The sequence below is a fragment of the Micrococcus sp. ACRRV genome (genome assembly GCF_022346985.1).
Classification (GTDB): domain Bacteria; phylum Actinomycetota; class Actinomycetes; order Actinomycetales; family Micrococcaceae; genus Micrococcus; species Micrococcus porci.
In genome coordinates, this window is sequence record NZ_JAKRNH010000052.1 from 1 (window position 1) to 16,474 (window position 16,474).

At 76.1% G+C, this 16,474-nt stretch carries 15 protein-coding genes and 1 pseudogene; 9 read left to right on the plus strand and 7 right to left on the minus strand.

Features of this window, described 5'->3' with window-relative positions:
- Both MHY29_RS07025 and MHY29_RS07030 read left to right on the plus strand, forming a co-directional pair.
- On the plus strand, positions 1–492 hold a 492-nt coding region (locus MHY29_RS07025; RefSeq protein WP_305080751.1), incomplete at its 5' end, for an OST-HTH/LOTUS domain-containing protein.
- 117 nt (positions 493–609) lie between these two features.
- Positions 610–954: a hypothetical protein gene (locus MHY29_RS07030; RefSeq protein WP_224354541.1), complete on the plus strand. Its 345-nt coding sequence runs from the start codon at positions 610–612 to the stop codon at positions 952–954.
- Between the two features lies 1 nt (position 955).
- Here the strand turns inward: MHY29_RS07030 and MHY29_RS07035 are convergent, their stop codons facing one another.
- Genes MHY29_RS07035 through hemE form a run of 6 tightly spaced genes read right to left on the minus strand, consistent with a single transcriptional unit; the run spans position 956 to position 7,657 of the window.
- Positions 956–1,759, minus strand: a complete 804-nt coding sequence (locus MHY29_RS07035; protein WP_224354540.1) for a uroporphyrinogen-III synthase — start codon at positions 1,757–1,759, stop codon at positions 956–958.
- A 1-nt stretch (position 1,760) separates the two neighbouring features.
- Positions 1,761–2,912 (minus strand): hydroxymethylbilane synthase, encoded by a 1,152-nt coding sequence (gene hemC, locus MHY29_RS07040; RefSeq protein ID WP_224354539.1) that lies wholly within the window; start codon positions 2,910–2,912, stop codon positions 1,761–1,763.
- Positions 2,909–4,249, minus strand: coding sequence for a ferrochelatase (locus tag MHY29_RS07045; protein ID WP_370643469.1), 1,341 nt, complete (start codon positions 4,247–4,249; stop codon positions 2,909–2,911). The genes hemC and MHY29_RS07045 overlap by 4 nt, the downstream gene beginning before the upstream one ends.
- A complete protein-coding gene (hemQ, locus tag MHY29_RS07050) occupies positions 4,249–4,953 on the minus strand; it encodes a hydrogen peroxide-dependent heme synthase (RefSeq protein ID WP_239239382.1) in 705 nt (234 codons plus the stop codon). Before hemQ ends, MHY29_RS07045 begins: the two co-directional genes overlap by 1 nt.
- Positions 4,954–5,003: 50 nt before the next feature.
- Positions 5,004–6,503, minus strand: coding sequence for an FAD-dependent oxidoreductase (locus tag MHY29_RS07055; RefSeq protein WP_239239385.1), 1,500 nt, complete (start codon positions 6,501–6,503; stop codon positions 5,004–5,006).
- Positions 6,500–7,657, minus strand: coding sequence for a uroporphyrinogen decarboxylase (gene hemE / locus MHY29_RS07060; protein WP_224354536.1), 1,158 nt, complete (start codon positions 7,655–7,657; stop codon positions 6,500–6,502). The genes MHY29_RS07055 and hemE overlap by 4 nt, the downstream gene beginning before the upstream one ends.
- Before the next feature lie 134 nt (positions 7,658–7,791).
- Between hemE and MHY29_RS07065 the strand changes: the two genes are divergently transcribed.
- The 5 genes from MHY29_RS07065 (at position 7,792) to MHY29_RS07085 (ending at position 13,343) form a co-directional block, all read left to right on the plus strand.
- Positions 7,792–9,129, plus strand: a complete 1,338-nt coding sequence (locus tag MHY29_RS07065) for a glutamyl-tRNA reductase (protein WP_224354535.1) — start codon at positions 7,792–7,794, stop codon at positions 9,127–9,129.
- 3 nt (positions 9,130–9,132) lie between these two features.
- On the plus strand, positions 9,133–9,615 hold the full coding sequence (locus MHY29_RS07070; RefSeq protein ID WP_370643470.1) for a TetR/AcrR family transcriptional regulator: 483 nt from the start codon (positions 9,133–9,135) through the stop codon (positions 9,613–9,615).
- A 40-nt stretch (positions 9,616–9,655) separates the two neighbouring features.
- Positions 9,656–9,880 (plus strand): DUF3107 domain-containing protein, encoded by a 225-nt coding sequence (locus MHY29_RS07075; RefSeq protein ID WP_224354533.1) that lies wholly within the window; start codon positions 9,656–9,658, stop codon positions 9,878–9,880.
- Positions 9,881–9,915: 35 nt separating this feature from the next.
- Entirely contained in the window at positions 9,916–11,433 is a 1,518-nt protein-coding gene (locus MHY29_RS07080) for an RNB domain-containing ribonuclease (RefSeq protein WP_239239390.1), read from the plus strand.
- 239 nt (positions 11,434–11,672) lie between these two features.
- The gene (locus MHY29_RS07085) at positions 11,673–13,343 is read left to right on the plus strand and encodes a DEAD/DEAH box helicase (protein ID WP_239239393.1); all 1,671 of its coding nucleotides are present in this window, start codon (positions 11,673–11,675) and stop codon (positions 13,341–13,343) included.
- Positions 13,344–13,564: 221 nt separating this feature from the next.
- Here the strand turns inward: MHY29_RS07085 and MHY29_RS07090 are convergent, their stop codons facing one another.
- On the minus strand, positions 13,565–14,422 hold the full coding sequence (locus MHY29_RS07090; RefSeq protein ID WP_239239396.1) for a PHP domain-containing protein: 858 nt from the start codon (positions 14,420–14,422) through the stop codon (positions 13,565–13,567).
- A gap of 52 nt (positions 14,423–14,474) precedes the next feature.
- Between MHY29_RS07090 and MHY29_RS07095 the strand changes: the two genes are divergently transcribed.
- Both MHY29_RS07095 and MHY29_RS07100 read left to right on the plus strand, forming a co-directional pair.
- A complete protein-coding gene (locus tag MHY29_RS07095; RefSeq protein WP_239239398.1) occupies positions 14,475–16,049 on the plus strand; it encodes an aminopeptidase P family protein in 1,575 nt (524 codons plus the stop codon).
- A gap of 83 nt (positions 16,050–16,132) precedes the next feature.
- Positions 16,133–16,474 (plus strand): annotated as a pseudogene (locus MHY29_RS07100) (hypothetical protein); the annotation flags it as partial.

Sequence of the window (16,474 nt, forward strand, 5' to 3'; positions counted from 1 at the left end):
GCCGCCGACGTCGCCTCCGAGCAGCCGGCCGAGGCCGAGCCCGCCCCCGTCGTCGAACCCGCCCCGGACGTGACGCCGGCCCCCGAATCCGACGAGGCCGCCCCGCAGCGCGCCGTGCGCGGCCGCGGCCGGGGCGCCGGTCGCGGCTCCGTCCTCGTGGACGTGGACTCCGCCGAGGTCATCACCGCCGAGGACCCGACCCCGCCGGACGTGCGCGCGGACGCCGACGACGACGCCGAGCCCGCCTCCCGCATCAACCTGCAGTCCGCCCTGGTCAAGGCCGTGAACGCCACCTCCGGCGACGACGGCTGGGCCTCGCTGTCCCTCATCGGCCAGCACATGTCCCGCACCCACGTGGACTTCGACCCCCGCGACTTCGGCCACGCGAAGCTGTCCACGCTCGTCGCGGACCAGCCCTACCTGGAGACCCGCACCGAGGGCCGGTCCATGGAGGTCACCCTCAAGCAGCGGCGCCGCCGCGCGCAGGGCTGAGCCGACGCCCCGCCCGGAGCCGCGGCGGCCGTCGGCCGTCGGCCGTCCGGCATCGTGGTCGCCGGGCGTTCATCCGGCGGTCACCAGGACGTCGCCGCCGTGCCGGACAGTGTCCGCATGGCCAACACCCTCGAGTTCCTCCGCGGCGTCGACCGCCTTCACGCCTTCTACACGGAGAACGTGCGCATGCTGGCGCACGCCTACGACCTCTCGGACGAGGAGGCCTCGCGCCTGCTCGCCCACACGGGCTTCGCCAACGTGTCCGTCGCGATCCTCCGCGAGCCGCGGGTGGACCTGCTGGCCGGACTGGGCGCCTCCGTCGAGGACGAGGTCCACACCCATCCCGTCGTCGACGACGCGTCCGCGCCCGCCGAGGAGCCCCCCGCCTCGGGCGGCGCCGACGATCCCGAGGAGCCCCCCGCGGGGTCCGCTCCCGCGGATCCCGACGACGGCGCCCGCTGACTCAGCCGACCGGCCGGGCCAGCGCCGCGAGGATCCCCGTGGCGTCGGGCGTGGCCGCCTGCCCGGTCAGGCGCAGGCCCAGCCGGCGCGCCTCACGTGCGGTGGGCGCACCGAGCGCGACGAGTCGCCAGGTCCGCCGCAGCTCCGGGTCGTCCAGGGCGGGGTGCACGGCCAGTGCCCGCGCCGCCGAGGGGCTGGTGAGGACCACGTCCGCGCCCGCCAGCTCCGCCACCGGGACCACCGTCCCGGCGTCCCCGGGCTCCTCCGTCAGCAGGCGACGCGCGGCGTCCGCCGGGTACGGCACGGTGCGGTAGGCCTCGACGCGGTCCACGGCCCAGCCGCGCCGCGTCAGCGCCTCCTCCAGCTCCGCGGTGGCCAGCGCCGACTGCGGCAGGAGGACGCGGCGGGCGCCGTCGCCCGTCTCCGCCGGCGCCGCCGGGAACTCGGCCAGGATGCCCGCCGCGGAGGCGCTCTCCGGCATCCAGGGCTCCACGGCGCAGCCCGCGTCGGCCAGCACCCGGGCCGTGCCGGCGCCGGTGACGGCGACGCGGACCCCCGCCCCCACGGCGCCCGTCCACCCGGCGGCCTGCAGGGCGCGCACCGCGTTCGGACTGGTCACCAGCAGCCAGGCGCAGCGACCCCCGACGACGGCCTCGACCACCGCCCGCAGACCGCCGGGCGTCGGGGGCAGCTCGAAGTCCGTCAGCGGGCAGAACGCCACCCGCCGCCCGGCCGCGGCCAGGTCCGCCTCGAGGGTGCCGGCCTGAGCCGGCTGCCGGGTGAGCACGAGCGGGCGCCCGTCCACCTCAGGCCTCCGGGTCGGGCTTCGCGACGCCGCGCACGGTGCCGGGCAGCAGGTCCGCCCCCTCGGCGACGAACAGCTCGGCCAGGTGCACGCCCAGGGCGCCGGCGGCCATGAAGAGCGTGTCCTCGATCCATTCGTCGGCCTCGGCCGGGTCCCCGGCCACGTCCTCCGGGACGGCGTCCAGCTGCACGGACGAGGTCCGGCGCAGCACCTGGGAACCGTCCACGGCGGCGACCATCGCGGACATGACGATCCGCGGGGCGGGCGAGCCGTCCACGGCCGTGCCCTCCTCCACGCGGGCCACGGCCCCGATCGGGGCGGCGCAGCCGGCCTCCAGGCGCAGCAGCAGGGCCCGCTCGGCGGTCACGGCCACGTGGGTGTCGCGGTCGTCGACCAGCTCCAGTGCGGCGCGCAGCCGGCCGGCGTGGCTGTCCGGGTCCACGGCGGACGGGCCGAGCAGCGGCCCGTCCTCCTCGCGGATCTCCACCGCGAGCGCGCCCTGGCCGGGGGCCGGGAGCATCACCTCGGGATCGATCCGCTCGGTGATGACGTGCTGCAGGCCCAGCCGGTCGAGCCCGGCGCAGGCCAGGACCACCGCGTCGAGGTCCCCGCGGGGGGCGCCGGCGGCGGCGGGGGCGTCGTCGTCGTGGACCTCGTGCCCGGCCACACGGGCCAGGCGGGTCTGCACGTTGCCGCGGATGTCCACGAGCTCCAGGTCCGGGCGCAGGGCGCGCAGCTGGGCCACGCGACGCGGCGAGCCGGTGCCCACCCGGGCGCCCTCGGGGAGGGTCGCCAAGGTGAGCCCGTCGCGGGCGCAGAGGGCGTCGCGCAGGTCCGCGCGCGGGGGCACGGCGGCGATCTCCAGGCCGGCCGGCTGGGCGGCCGGCAGGTCTTTGAGGGAGTGCACGGCCAGGTCCACGCGCCCGTCCAGGACGGCGGACCGCAACGCCGAGGCGAACACGCCGGTGCCGCCCAGGGACGCCAGGGAGCCGGTGGTCACGTCCCCCTCGGTGCGGATCACCACGAGCTCGTGGGGCATCCCCGAGCGGTCGGTGAGCGCCTCGGCGACGTGCGTGGTCTGGGTGGTGGCCAGGGCGGAGCCGCGGGTGCCGACCCGCAGCCCGTCCCCGGCGGGCGCGCCCGGCCCGCTCACGAGTCCTGCGCTCCCGCGTCGTCGGCCCCGTCCTGCTCGCCCCGGTGCTCGGCGAGGCCGCGCACCGGCGCGTCCACCGCGGAGGTGGTGGGACGGACGGACCCGTCCCGCATCACCTTGACGCAGCAGTCCGGGCGGCAGACGTCGTACCAGGCGGGGAAGCAGCCCACGGCCTCGCGGCCCTCCCGCCGGCCCAGGCGCTCCTCGACGATGTCCACGAGGCCGGAGACGAACCGCGGGTCGGTCCCCGGGGTCGGCGTGCGGCGGAAGGCCACGCCGAGCTCGGCCGCGGTGTCCTTGGCCTCGGTGTCGAGGTCCCAGACCACCTCCATGTGGTCGGACACGAAGCCCACCGGCACCACCACGACGCCGGCCACGGCGCGCCCGTCCGCGTCCGCGGGGGCGTCGGGGCCGGCCAGGGCCTCGAGGGCGTCGTTGATGTCCGGCTCCAGCCACGGCACGTGCGGAGCGCCGGAGCGGGACTGGTACACCAGGGACCAGTCGACACCCTCGGCCTCGGGCACGCGGGCCAGCACCTCGCGGATCACGTCGAGGTGCTGCGCCGAGTACGCGTCCGCGCCCTCGACGTCGCCCGGCTCGCCGCCGGCCTGCTCGCGCAGGGCTGCGGCGAGCCCGCGGGGGCCGGCCGCCGCGGCATCCGCGGTGGGGATGGAGTGCGTGGCGAACAGCAGGTGCACGCGGGCGTCCTCGCCCACCTCTTCGCGCAGGGAGGCCAGGTCGGCGCGCAGGCCCTCCGCGAAGGGCTCCACGAAGCCGGGGTGGTTGAAGTACTGGCGGGTCTTGTCCAGGTCCACCTTGCCCTCGAGCCCGGTCCTCTCCATGGCGAGGCCCATGTCCTCGCGGTACTGGCGGCAGGACGAGTAGCAGGAGTAGGCGGAGGTGGTGACGGTGAGGATCCGGCGGTGGCCGTCGTCGTACGCGCGCTGGAGGGTGTCCGGGAAGTACGGCTCCCAGTTGCGGTTGCCGAAGTAGACCGGCAGCTCCAGGCCGCGGCGGGCCAGCTCGGCCTCGATCGCGGAGATCAGCGCGCGGTTCTGCGCGTTGATCGGGGACACGCCGCCGTTGGCCCGGTAGTGGGTGGCGACCTCCTCGAGGCGCTCGTCCGGGATCCCGCGGCCGCGGGTGACGTTGCGCAGGAACGGGATCACGTCCTCCTGGCCCTCGGGGCCGCCGAAGGACGCCAGGATCAGCGCGTCGTAGGCCTTGGGCGCCATGGCGCCGCACGCGTCGTAGTCGACGCCCGCCGCGGCCCGCTCGGGCTCGTGGACGGGACGCCGGGTGTCCTCGGGGACGCGGTGCGTCGGAACGGCGGTCATCAGGCCAGCACCTCGGGCAGCTCGGACGTCTCGATGAGGCGGCCCGTGTAGAACGGGACCTCCTCGCGGACGTAGTGGCGGGTCTCGTTGTCGCGCAGGTGGCGCATCATGTCCACGAGGTCGTTGAGCTTCGGAGCCTCCAGGCCCAGCAACCACTCCCAGTCGTTCAGGGCGAACGCGGAGGTGGTGTTGGCCCACACCTGCGGGAAGTCCTGGCCGAGCTTGCCGTGCTCGCGGAGCATGCGGGCGCGCTCCTTGGGGTCCAGGGTGTACCAGTCGTAGGAGCGCACGAACGGGTAGAAGCAGAGCCAGTCCAGGGGCTTGCGGCCCATGGCGAACGCGGGGATGTGGTCCTTGTTGAACTCGGCCATGCGGTCGGCGCCCATGGCGGAGAGGACCATGGTCGTCCCGTCCAGCAGACGGGTGCGGCGCAGGTCGCGGATGGCGGCCTGCAGGTCCTCGGGCACGTGGGCGTACATCCACACCATCACGTCGCCCTCGGCACGCATCCCGGAGACGTCGTAGACGCCGCGCACGGTCACGCCGCGCGTGGCCAGCGACTTCACGACGCCGTCGAACTCCTTGACGGCCTTCTTGGCCTCCCGGCCGTCGAGGCCGAGCCAGCCCGGCTCGCCCTGCGGGCGCGCGAAGACGGTGTAGGTGGTGAACCAGTCCTGGCCCGGCTGGGCCGCGGTGTTCGACATGGTGTCCTCTTTCCTTCGTGGTGCTTCGGTGAGTTCGTTCCGGCGGGGTCTCAGGCGGCGGCGGGCGCCACGGTGCGCTCCACGCCCGCGACGACGGCGGCCAGGCCCGTCCCGTGGACCCAGGAGCCCACGAGGTCGAGGCCGGGCACATCCTGCGCCCAGGCGATGAGGCGGTCCATGGCCTCGCGGTCCGGGCCGTGCTGCGGGGGGATGGGCCGGCGCCAGCGGGTCACGGTGGACGCGAGCACGTCGTCGGCGGACAGCTCCACCCCGGTCAGGGCTTCGGCGTCCGCGACGGCGGCGGCCAGCAGGTCCTCGTCGGCACTGCGGAAGCCGAGGTCGCCGGCCGCGCCGCCGTGCCGCCCGTAGGAGAGGCGGAGCACGTGGCGGTGCGGGTGGCGGGGCGCGCCGGACTCGTCCGGACGGTCCACCACGGACCGCAGCCACGCCCATTTCGCGGTGGAGTGGGTGAGCGCCTTGGCGCGGACGTCCGTGCCGGGCGCCACGAGCAGGCCGGTGCCGCGCGGGGCGGCGTCCAGGCCGGGGGCCTCCACCACGAGCGTGGCCAGGGCGACGCCCTCGCCGAGGGCGGGGCCGGCGTCGGGATCGAGGGCGTCGCCGCTGACGGGGGCCAGCAGCTCCCAGGCCGCGACGCCGTCGACGGCGAGGACCACACGGTCCGCCTCGAGGCCGCGGACGACCTCCTCGTCCCGATCGGAGATCTGGGCCCACCAGCGGCCGTCCGCGCCGAGGCGGGACAGGGCGGCGACGCGCACGCCGCGCAGCACGGTCACGCCGTCCTCGCGCAGGGTCTGCACCAGACGGCCGGTGACCTTGGCCATGCCGCCGTCGACACCGGCGACCGCCGCGCCCGGGGTCTGCCCGCCGCGCAGGGCGGCCACCCCCCGGGCCAGCGAGCCCTGCTCCACGGCCGCGGCCAGCAGGCCGGGGGCGACGCGCTCGACGTCCACCACGGCCGGGTCGGCGGAGTGCACGCCGCCGACGACGGGGACCACCAGGCGCTCGAGGACCTCGTCGCCCAGGCGGTCCGCCACGAGGGCGGCCACCGTGACGGGCTCACCGGCCGCGCGGGCGGCCGCCCAGCGGTCCATCGGCTCCGTCAGGTCGCGGCGGGCGCGCTCGAGTCCGGCGGGGCTCAGGGCCGCGGCGACGTCGGGGGCGTCCAGGTCGCCGGGGATGCCCACCAGGCCCACGCGCGGGGCGGGGACGGCGCCGGCGGGGCCGTGCAGCCAGGAGCCCAGCGGCTCCGGAGAGACGACGTCGTCCCCCAAGCCGAGCTCGTCGACGAGCGCGCGCACGGCGGCCCCGCGCACCGCGAAGGACTCGGCGCCGCCGTCGAGCTCGAGGGTCTGCCGCTCGACCGCGCCGGAGTCGGACACGGAGGGCACGTCGAGGAAGCGGGCGGAGAGCGTGCCGCCGAGCACCGAGGTGGCCTCGGCCAGCGTCACCTCCCAGCCCTGCTGGTTCAGGCGGCGTGCGGCCAGCAGCCCCGCGATCCCGCCGCCGACGACGAGGGCCGACCCGCTCACTTCTCCGCCCCGTCCGCCACGGGGATCGAGTGGATCAGCTCCACCACCCGGGTGAGGACCTCCGGATCGGTCTCCGGGGGCACGCCGTGGGCGAGGTTGACCACGTGGCCCGGGGCCGCGGCGCCGGAGGCGACGACCTCGCGCACGTGCGCCTCGAGGACCTCCCACGGGGCGCCCAGCAGGGCCGGGTCGATGTTGCCCTGCAGCGGGACGGCGGCGCGCCCGTCGGGGCCGGGGCGGGAGGAGAGGCGGCGGTGCGCCTCGGCCAGGGTGATGCGGTGGTCCACGCCGACGGCGGAGGCGCCGGCGTCGCGCATGAGGTCCAGGAACTCGCCGGTGCCGGTGCCGAAGTGCAGCAGCGGGGCGCCGCCCTCGACGCCGGGCCCGGCCAGGTCGGACACGGCGGAGAGCGCCGCCGCGGAGTGCGGCTGGACGTGCTTGCGGTAGTCGGCGGCGGAGAGCGAGCCGGCCCAGGAGTCGAACAGCTGCGCGGCGGAGGCGCCGGCCTCCAGCTGCGCGCGCAGGAACTGCCCGGACACGGTGGCGGCCCACGCGGCGAGCGCGGCCCACGTCTGCGGGTCGCCGTGCATCATGCGGCGCGGGCCCAGGTGGTCGCGGGAGGGACGCCCCTCCACCATGTAGGCCGCCAGGGTGAAGGGGGCGCCGGCGAAACCGATCAGCGGGGTGGGCCCCAGCTCGGCGACCGTGCGGGACACGGCCTCCCGGATGACGTCCAGGGCGGAGTCCTCGAGCTCGGGCAGGGCGGCGGCGTCCTCCGCGGTGCGCACCGGGTGGTCGAGCACCGGACCGACGCCCGGGACGATCTCGACGCCCACGCCGGCCAGCTTCAGCGGCACCACGATGTCCGAGAAGAAGATCGCGGCGTCGACGTCGTGCCGGCGCACCGGCTGCAGGGTGATCTCGGCCGCGAGCTCCGGGCGCAGGCAGGACTCGAGCATGCCGACGCCCTCCCGCGCCTTCCGGTACTCCGGCAGGGAGCGGCCGGCCTGGCGCATGAACCAGACCGGGTGCCGGTGCGGGCGTCGGCCGCGCAGGGCGCACACCAGAGGCGCGTCGGCGGTCGAACGGGCGGGGTCGGCCGTGCTCAGCGGATGCTCCGCAGGCAGGCCGGGGGGCGTGGTCATGGCGGACATGCCCACGATCATCCCATCCGGAGCCCGCCGACGCCGCATCCGCGTGGCGCACGCCACACCACCGCCCGCTCTGGCGGGCGGTGGTCCGCCACGGGGCGGGCCCGGGCGACCACGGGGCTAAGATGGACGTTGCTGTGACTGTCTTCTCCCTGGTGGCCTCCCACAAAGACCTGAGCCTCGACACCGTCGCCCGCCTGAGCGCGGGGTCCGCGGGCGTCGGCTCCGCCCTGGCGTCCTCGACGGACGACGGGGCGGTCGTGCTGGCCACCTGCAACCGCGTCGAGGTGTACGCCGACGCCCGCGACGCCGACGCGGCCCGCGAGCGGATCGTCGCCGCGATCGCCGAGCAGTCCGGCCTGCCCGAGGACGCCGTCCGCAGCGCCTTCCGCGTCCTCGACGACGACGCCTCCGCCCGCCACCTCTTCGAGGTCGGGGCCGGCCTCGACTCCGCGGTGGTGGGCGAGCGCGAGATCGCCGGCCAGGTGCGCCGCGCCCTGGTCGACGCGCGCGACGCCGGGACGGCCACCGGCAGCCTGACGCGTCTGTTCGAGTCCGCCACCCGCACCGCGAAGGACGTCGGCTCCCACACCGCGCTCGGGGCCACCGGACGCTCCGTGGTCTCCGTCGCCCTCGACCTCGCCGAGGAGCTGCGCGGCCTCACCGACGCCATGGCCCGCCGCACGTTCTGGCAGGAGGCCAACGTCCTGCTGATCGGCACCGGCGCGTACGCCGGCACCACCCTGGCCCAGCTGGCCGACCGCGGCGCCCAGGCCGTCGGCGTGCACTCGGCCTCCGGCCGCGCGGCCCAGTTCGTCGCCGACCGCGGCGGCTGGGCGCTGGCCCTCGGCGGCGCGGACGTGGCCGGGGCCGTCGCCGAGGCCGACGTGATCATCGGCTCGTCCGGCGGCGACCGCCAGATCAGCCCCGAACGGATGGCCGGGCTGCGCCGCGGCGCCGAGCGGCCGGTCACCGTGGTGGACCTGGCCCTGTCCCGGGACTTCGACCCCGCCGTCGGGGAGCTCGAGGGCGTGGACCTGATCACCCTCGAGTCCGTGCGGCTGGCCGCCCCCGAGCAGGCGCAGGCGGCCGTCGCCGAGGCGCGCGGGCTCGTGGAGACCGCGCTCGAGGAGTACACCTCCGCGCGTCGCGGCCGCACCGCTGACGCGGCCATCAAGGCCCTGCGCGGACACACGATGGCCGCGCTGGACCGGGAGATGGAGCGCGTGCGCGCCCGTCACGGCTGCACCGCCGCCGCGGACGAGGTGCAGTTCGCCCTGCGGCGCATGGTCAACCAGCTGCTGCACACCCCGAGCGTGCGCGCCAGGGAGCTGGCCGCCCAGGGACGCCTCGACGAGTTCGAGCACGCCCTCGAGGTCCTCTTCGACATCCCGGTGCCCGGCACGCGACCCGCCGACGCCCCCGGGGACGCCTGCCCCGCGACCGAGGCCGACGACGCCCGCAGGACCGCCTGAGCCGTGGCCGCCCCCGCGCGCCGTCCCGCCCGCCTGCCCCGGGCCGAGCGGCGCGGCCAGCTCCTGGAGGTCGCCCGCGTCGTCTTCGCGGCGCAGGGCTACGTCGGCACGTCGATGGATGAGATCGCCGAACGGGCCGACGTGTCCAAGCCGGTCGTGTACCAGCACTTCGGGGGCAAGCAGGAGCTGTTCCTGGAGCTCCTGGACGCGGAGGTGGAGCGCCTGCGCGCCCTGATCGTCGAGGGCATCGCCTCCACGCAAGACAACCGCACCCGCGTCCGCAGCGCGGTGCACGCCGTGTTCCGCTACATGGACTCCCCCACCTCGGCCCACCGCCGCGAAGGCGGCCGAGGTCGTGGAGAACGTGCTGTGGCTGGGCCTGGACGCGATCCCGGACCGCGTCGACGGCGCGTCCTGAGCCGCGCCGTGTTACGCCCCGGGGTGAACGCCCGGCGCCCCCCTGGCGCACGCCCCCGGCTCCCGTAGGCTTGCCGCAGCATCATCCCGTGACGAGAGGAACGTGACCATGGAGATCCGCATCGGCGTGCAGCACGTCGGCCGCGAAGTCGTTCTGGAGAGCGACCACACCGCCCAGGAGGTGCGCGCCCTCGTGGACGCCGCCCTCGCCGACGGCACCACCCTGGCGCTCACGGACACCAAGGGCCGCCAGGTGATCGTCCCGGCCGACCGCATCGGCTTCGTGGAGATCGGCGCCAAGAAGTCCGCCCCGCTGGGCTTCGCCGCGGTCTGATCCGCGCCGCCTGACCACCGCAGCCCCATCCGGCCGTGCCCCACCACGCCCTCGAGGTCCGCGGCGGCCCCGACGCCGCCCTCGCCGCCCGCCTGCGCGCCCTGCGGGCGGAGCTCGACGTGCCCGGTGAGTTCCCCGCGGACGTCCTGACCGAGGCGGAGCGCGCCGCGGCGGAGGTCCCCGGCCGCGTGGCCGCGGACCCGGACCGGGCGGACCTGACGGCCGTGCCGTTCGTCACCGTGGACCCGGCCGGGTCCACGGACCTGGACCAGGCCCTGCACCTGCAGGCCGGCCCGGGCCGGGACGAGCTCACGGTGCGGTACGCCATCGCGGACGTGCCGGGGTTCGTCGCGCCGGAGGGCGCCGTCGACGCCGAGGCCCGTCGGCGAGGGCAGACCGTCTACCTGCCGGACGGGCGCGTCCCCCTGCACCCGGAGGTCCTCAGCGAGGACGCCGCCTCCCTCCTTCCCGAGGTCGAGCGCCCCACCTTCGTGTGGACGTTCGTCCTGGACGCGGAGGGGGCCGTGGCCTCCACCGACCTGGTGCGCGCCCGCATCCGCTCCCGCGCGCAGCTGGCCTATCCGCAGGTCCAGGCCCTCCTCGACGACGACGCCGCCCCCGAGGCCGCCGACTGGCCCGCCGAGGTGCGGGCGTCCCTCGCCCTGCTGCCCGAGGTCGGGGCACGGCGCACCGCCCAGGAGGCCGCGCGCGGCGGCGCCTCCCTCTCCATGCCGGACCAGGAGATCTCGGTCGTGGACGGCGCCTACACGCTCGTGCAGCGCGTCCCCCTGGCGGCGGAGGACCACAACGCCCAGCTGTCGCTGATGACGGGGATGGCCGCGGCGCGGATCATGCTGGAGGCCGGCGTCGGGATCCTGCGGACCATGCCCGCCCCCGACCCCGACGCCGTGGACGCCTTCCGCGCCCGCACCCGGGCCCTCGGCCTGCCGTGGGGCGAGGAGCTGGACTATGGCGCCTACCTGCGGACCGTGGACCCCACCGACCCGCGTGGGCTGGCCGTCATGCACGCCGCCACCGCCCTGTTCCGCGGCGCCGGGTACACCGCCTTCGACCGCGGGTCCGTGGACCCGGCGCTCCGCGCCCTGCCCGAGGACCCCGAGCAGGCCGCCCTCGCCGCCCCCTACGCCCACACCACCGCGCCCCTGCGCCGCCTCGTGGACCGCTTCGTGCTGGTGCTCTGCCACGCGCACGTCGCCGGAGAGCCGGTCCCGGACTGGGTGCGCCGGGCGCTGCCGGACCTGCCGGCGCTGATGGCGGAGTCCGGGCGACGGGCCTCGGTCGCGGACCGTGCGGCCACCGATCTGGTCGAGGCCGCGCTGCTGGCCGCCCGGGTGGGGTCCGTCCTCGAGGGCACGGCGGTCCGGACCTCGGAGAAGGGCACGGACGTGCAGCTCACCGACCCCGCGGTGTCGCTGCGGGTGCCCGGCCGGGCCGAGCCCGGCACCGTCGTCCGGGTGCGCGTCGACGCCGTCGACGTCGCCGCCGGGAAGGTCACGGCCTCCGGGGTAGACTGGCCCCACAGCGCACGCTGAACCAGGATGACCGGTCGCATCTGATCACCCTGAAGCGCCCGCCCGTCCTCTCGCGTGAGCGGCCCGGCGGCGCCCGTCCTGCCGGATTCGGCACGGCCCGCCTCGCACGCGGCCCAGACCGGTTCCACGGGGCCCGGACAGTCCGGCCCCGCCCGTGTTCCCGCGATCGGCTCCCCCATCGCGCCCGGCCCGGCCCCTCGGCCGCCGCCCGCGGCGCCCGAGACGAACTGCGAGTCGCCATGACCGAGAACACCGCCGCCGCGGAGGCCGTCGCCCCCACCGCCCCCGAGCAGACCTTCGCCGACTTCGGCGTCCAAGAGCCCATCGTGCGGGCCCTTTCCGAGAAGGGCATCGTCCACCCGTTCCCCATCCAGGCCATGACCCTGCCCGTCGCCCTCGGCGGCCACGACATCATCGGCCAGGCCAAGACCGGCACCGGCAAGACCCTGGGCTTCGGCATCCCGGCCCTGCAGCGGGCCGTGGGCCCCGACGAGGCGGGCTGGGACACGCGCGTCGCGGCCGGCGCCGCCGGCGCCCCGCAGGCCCTGGTCGTCGCCCCCACCCGCGAGCTCGCCGTGCAGGTGGCCGGCGACCTGGTGGCCGCCGCCAAGCACCGTCCGCTGCGCATCGCCACGATCTACGGCGGGCGCGCCTACGAGCCCCAGATCGAGGAGCTGCAGCGCGGCGTGGAGGTCGTCGTCGGGACCCCCGGCCGCCTCATCGACCTGCTGCGGCAGAAGCACCTGCGCCTGGACGCCGTGAACACCGTGGTCCTGGATGAGGCCGACGAGATGCTGGACCTCGGCTTCCTGCCCAACGTGGAGACCCTCCTGGCCGCCGTGCCCGAGGTCCGCCAGACCATGCTGTTCTCCGCCACGATGCCCGGCCCCGTGATCGCCATGGCCCGCCGGTACATGACCCGTCCCACGCACATCCGCGCATCGGACCCGGAGGACGAGGGCCTCACCAAGAAGGACATCCGCCAGCTCGTCTACCGGGCCCACCACATGGACAAGGACGAGCTCGTGGCGCGCGCGCTGCAGGCCGAGGGCCGCGGCCGCACCATCATCTTCACGCGCACCAAGCGCACCGCCGCCCGCGTGGCGGAGGAGCTGACGAACCGCGGGTTCGCCGCCGGCCCGCTGCACGGCGACCTCGGCCAGGGCGCCCGCGAGCAGGCCCTGCGCGCGTTCCGCAACGGCAAGGTGGACATCCTGGTGGCCACGGACGTGGCGGCCCGCGGCATCGACGTCGACGACGTCACGCACGTGATCAACTTCCAGGCCCCCGAGGACGCCAAGACCTACGTGCACCGCGTGGGCCGCACCGGCCGCGCCGGCCACAAGGGCACCGCGGTGACCCTGGTGGACTGGGAGGACATGCCGCGCTGGTCGCTGATCGACAAGGCGCTGGGGCTGAACCAGCCCGAGCCCGTCGAGACGTACTCCTCGTCCCCGCACCTCTTCTCCGACCTCGGCATCCCGAAGGGCACCAAGGGGCGCCTCCCGAAAGAGAAGCGCGTGCTCGCCGGCCTGGACGCCGAGCGGCTCGAGGACCTCGGCGGCCCGGAGGCCAAGGAGAAGGCGGCCCGCGGCGGTCGCGACGAGCGGTCGGGCTCCCGGTCCGGCGGGCGCGGCGAGCGCTCCGGCGGCCGGGGCGGGCGCGCCGGCGGCGGCTCCCGGGCCTCCCGCGAGGATCGGCCCCCGCGTGAGGACCGCACGCCTCGCGGGGAGCGGGCGCCGCGCCCCGAGAAGACGGTGAAGGCGGAGCGGGCGCCCCGCGCGGAGCGTGCCCCGCGGGCCGAGAAGGCCGACCGCCCGGCCGCCGCGGAGCGCTCGGAAGGCGCCTCCGGCGAGCGCCGACGCCGCACCCGCACGCGTCGGCGCGGCGGTGACGTGATCGACGGCTGACGCGCGGACGCTTTCGTCCGCGAAGTGAACGCCTCGGGAGAGGCTTTCGTCCGTGAAGTGGACTCCATTGACGACGGCGCCCCGCATCCCCTCGACCCGGGGTGCGGGGCGCCCTCCGTTTCGCGCACGAAAGTGCGTGGACACGTTGTCCGTGTCGCGCACGACAACCCCGGACACGCCGTCCGTTTCGCGATCGAAAGCGTCGGAGGCGGCGCGTCGGCTCAGCCGCGGACGACCGCCGCGCCCGTCCCCTGGTGCTCGATCTCGGCGAGCACCTCGGAGCCGGTGGTGAACTCCCCGATCAGGTTCGGCTTGCCGGCCCCGTGGTAGTCCGAGGAGCCCGTGACGAACAGTCCGTGCCGCGCCGCGGTCTCGCGCAGCCACGCGCGCTCCTGTTCGGGGTTGTCCCGGTGGTCGGCCTCGAGTCCGGCCAGGCCCGCCTCGATCATCGCCTCCAGGACGTCGTCGCCCACGATCCGCCCGCGGAGTCGGGCGCGCGGGTGCGCGAAGACGGGCACCCCGCCGGCGGCGCGGACGAGCCGGACCGCCTCCACGGGGTCGACGGCGTAGTGCGGCACGTAGTACTTGGAGCCGCCGCGCAGGATCGAGGAGAACGCCGCGGAGCGGTCCGGGACGGCGCCGATCGTCACGAGCGCGTCGGCGATGTGCGGGCGGCCGATCGTCGCGTTCTCCGAGGCGTGCTCGCGCACGAGGTCCCAGGTGATGGGGAAGTCCTCGGCCAGGCGCTCGGTCATCGACTGGGCGCGGGTGAGCCGGGCGTCGCGCGAGGCGCCCAGCTCGGCCAGCAGGGACGGGTCCGCGGGGTCGTGCAGGTAGCTGAGCAGATGCACGCTCGTGCCGTCCGCGGCCATGCAGGACATCTCCATGCCGGGGACGAGCAGCAGCCCGGTCTCCCGGGCGGCGTCGGCGGCCGCGGCCCAGCCGGCCGTGGTGTCGTGGTCCGTCAACGCGAGCCCGTCCAGTCCGGCGCGAGCGGCGGCGTGCACAACGTCGGCGGCCGGCTCGGTGCCGTCCGACTCGGTGGAGTGCGTGTGCAGGTCGTAGCGCGCCGTGGACATGGCTCACAGCGTAGTCGTCGTCCCCGCGGCGGGGCGGTGAGACGATGGGGGCATGACCGACGCATCCGCACAGCAGAACGACGACCTGGCGCCCGAGGCGGCCGCGGACTCCGGCGCAGCCCTGAGCCCGCAGCCGCTGGCCGAGCGCGTGGAGAACCGCTCGCAGAAGCCGACCTCGGACGCGTTCCGCGCCTTCATGGCCTCGCAGTGGGCGCCCGTCTCCCGGGAGCTGCCCGGTCCGGACGCCTCCGCCCCGTTCGCCGCGCGCCGCCGCGCCGCGGTCTCGGCCATGTTCCCGGGCGAGCGGATCGTGGTGCCGGCCGGCCGCCCCAAGGTCCGCTCCAACGACACGGACTACCGCTTCCGCGCCCATTCGGCATTCGCCCACCTGACCGGCCTGGGCGTGGACCACGAGCCGGACGCCGTCCTCGTCCTGGAGCCCACGGACGCGGGCGCGGGCGACGCGGGCACGGACCACGCGGCCACCCTGTACTTCCGTCCGCTGGCCGGCCGGGACACGGAGCAGTTCTACTCCGACCCCCGCGCGGGCGAGTTCTGGATCGGCCCCCGCCCCACGCTCGCGGAGCTGGCCGCACGCACCGGTCTGCGCACCGCCGGCCTGGAAGAGCTGGAGAACGCGGTGACCAAGGACGTCGCCGGCACGGCCGTGCGCCTGCTGCGCGAGGCGGACCAGGACATGGACGCCGTCGTCGCCGCCGCCCGGGCCGACGCCGGGGTGGACGCGCAGGCGGCCGGGGCCGCCGACGCCGCCCTCGCCGAGGCCCTCTCGGAGCTGCGCCTGGTGAAGGACGAGTGGGAGGTCGAGCGGATGCGCGCCTCCGTCGCCTCCACGATCGCCGGGTTCGAGGACGTCGTGCGCGCCCTGCCCCGCGCCGTGGGCCACGCCCGCGGCGAGCGCGTGGTGGAGGGCGCCTTCTTCGCCCGGGCCCGCGAGGAGGGCAACGACCTCGGCTACGACACGATCGCGGCATCCGGCAACAACGCCACCGTGCTGCACTGGATCCGCAACACCGGGCCGGTGCGTGAGGGCGAGCTGATCCTCGTGGACGCCGGCGTCGAGGACGACTCCCTCTACACCGCCGACATCACCCGCACCCTGCCGGTCTCCGGCACGTACTCGGACGTCCAGCGCCGCGTGTACCAGGCCGTGCTCGACGCCGCCGACGCCGCGTTCGCGCTCGTGAAGCCGGGGATCCGCTTCCGGGAGATCCACGCCGAGGCCATGCGCGTGCTCGCGGGCCGCCTCCACGGGTGGGGCCTGCTGCCGGTGTCCCCCGAGGAGGCCCTGTCCGAGGCCGGCCAGCACCACCGCCGCTGGATGCCGCACGGCACGAGCCACCACCTGGGGCTCGACGTGCACGACTGCGCCCAGGCCAGGCGCGAGCTCTACCTGGACGCCGTGCTCGAGCCGGGCATGGTGTTCACCATCGAGCCGGGCCTGTACTTCAAGGCCGAGGACCTGGCCATCCCGGAGGAGTACCGCGGCATCGGCGTCCGCATCGAGGACGACATCCTCGTGACCGAGGACGGCGCCGAGAACCTCTCCGCCGCGCTGCCGCGCACCCCGGAGGACGTCGAGGCCTGGATGGCGCGCCTGCAGGGCTGAACCGTCGGCGTCTCCTGCGCGCTCCCGGGGCGCGGTGGGCGGGACCGTGCCCCGGGGGCCGGGGCCTGGCTAGGGTCGGCGGCATGTCGACCCTCCCGGAGAACGCCCCCGACTCCCGTCCGACCGCCGAGTCTCCCGTCGTCGCCCCCGGTGCCGCCGTCACCGAGCTCATCGAGGCGATCGACGCCCTCCGCGCGCGGATCGTCGCCGCCGAGCAGGCCCATGCGGAGCGCCTCGACCGCGTTGCCGACCGCCACCGCGCGTCGGCGCGGAACCTCGTCCACTATGTGACGCTGCGCGGGGAGGACCTGCGCCCCCTCCAGGACGCCCTGTCCGCCGTCGGCCTGTCCTCCCTCGGCCGGATGGAGGCCGGCGTGCTCGGCCACCTCGACGCCGTGCGCACCGCCCTCCACCCCCTGGGCTGT

Coding starts and splice junctions, on each gene's coding strand:
- MHY29_RS07030 (WP_224354541.1), top strand. CDS start 610: ATGGCCAACACCCTCGAGTTCCTCCGCGGCGTCGACCGCCTTCACGCC.
- MHY29_RS07045 (WP_370643469.1), bottom strand. CDS start 4,249: ATGACCGCCGTTCCGACGCACCGCGTCCCCGAGGACACCCGGCGTCCC.
- hemQ (WP_239239382.1), bottom strand. CDS start 4,953: ATGTCGAACACCGCGGCCCAGCCGGGCCAGGACTGGTTCACCACCTAC.
- hemE (WP_224354536.1), bottom strand. CDS start 7,657: ATGTCCGCCATGACCACGCCCCCCGGCCTGCCTGCGGAGCATCCGCTG.
- MHY29_RS07075 (WP_224354533.1), top strand. CDS start 9,656: ATGGAGATCCGCATCGGCGTGCAGCACGTCGGCCGCGAAGTCGTTCTG.
- MHY29_RS07085 (WP_239239393.1), top strand. CDS start 11,673: ATGACCGAGAACACCGCCGCCGCGGAGGCCGTCGCCCCCACCGCCCCC.
- MHY29_RS07090 (WP_239239396.1), bottom strand. CDS start 14,422: ATGTCCACGGCGCGCTACGACCTGCACACGCACTCCACCGAGTCGGAC.
- MHY29_RS07095 (WP_239239398.1), top strand. CDS start 14,475: ATGACCGACGCATCCGCACAGCAGAACGACGACCTGGCGCCCGAGGCG.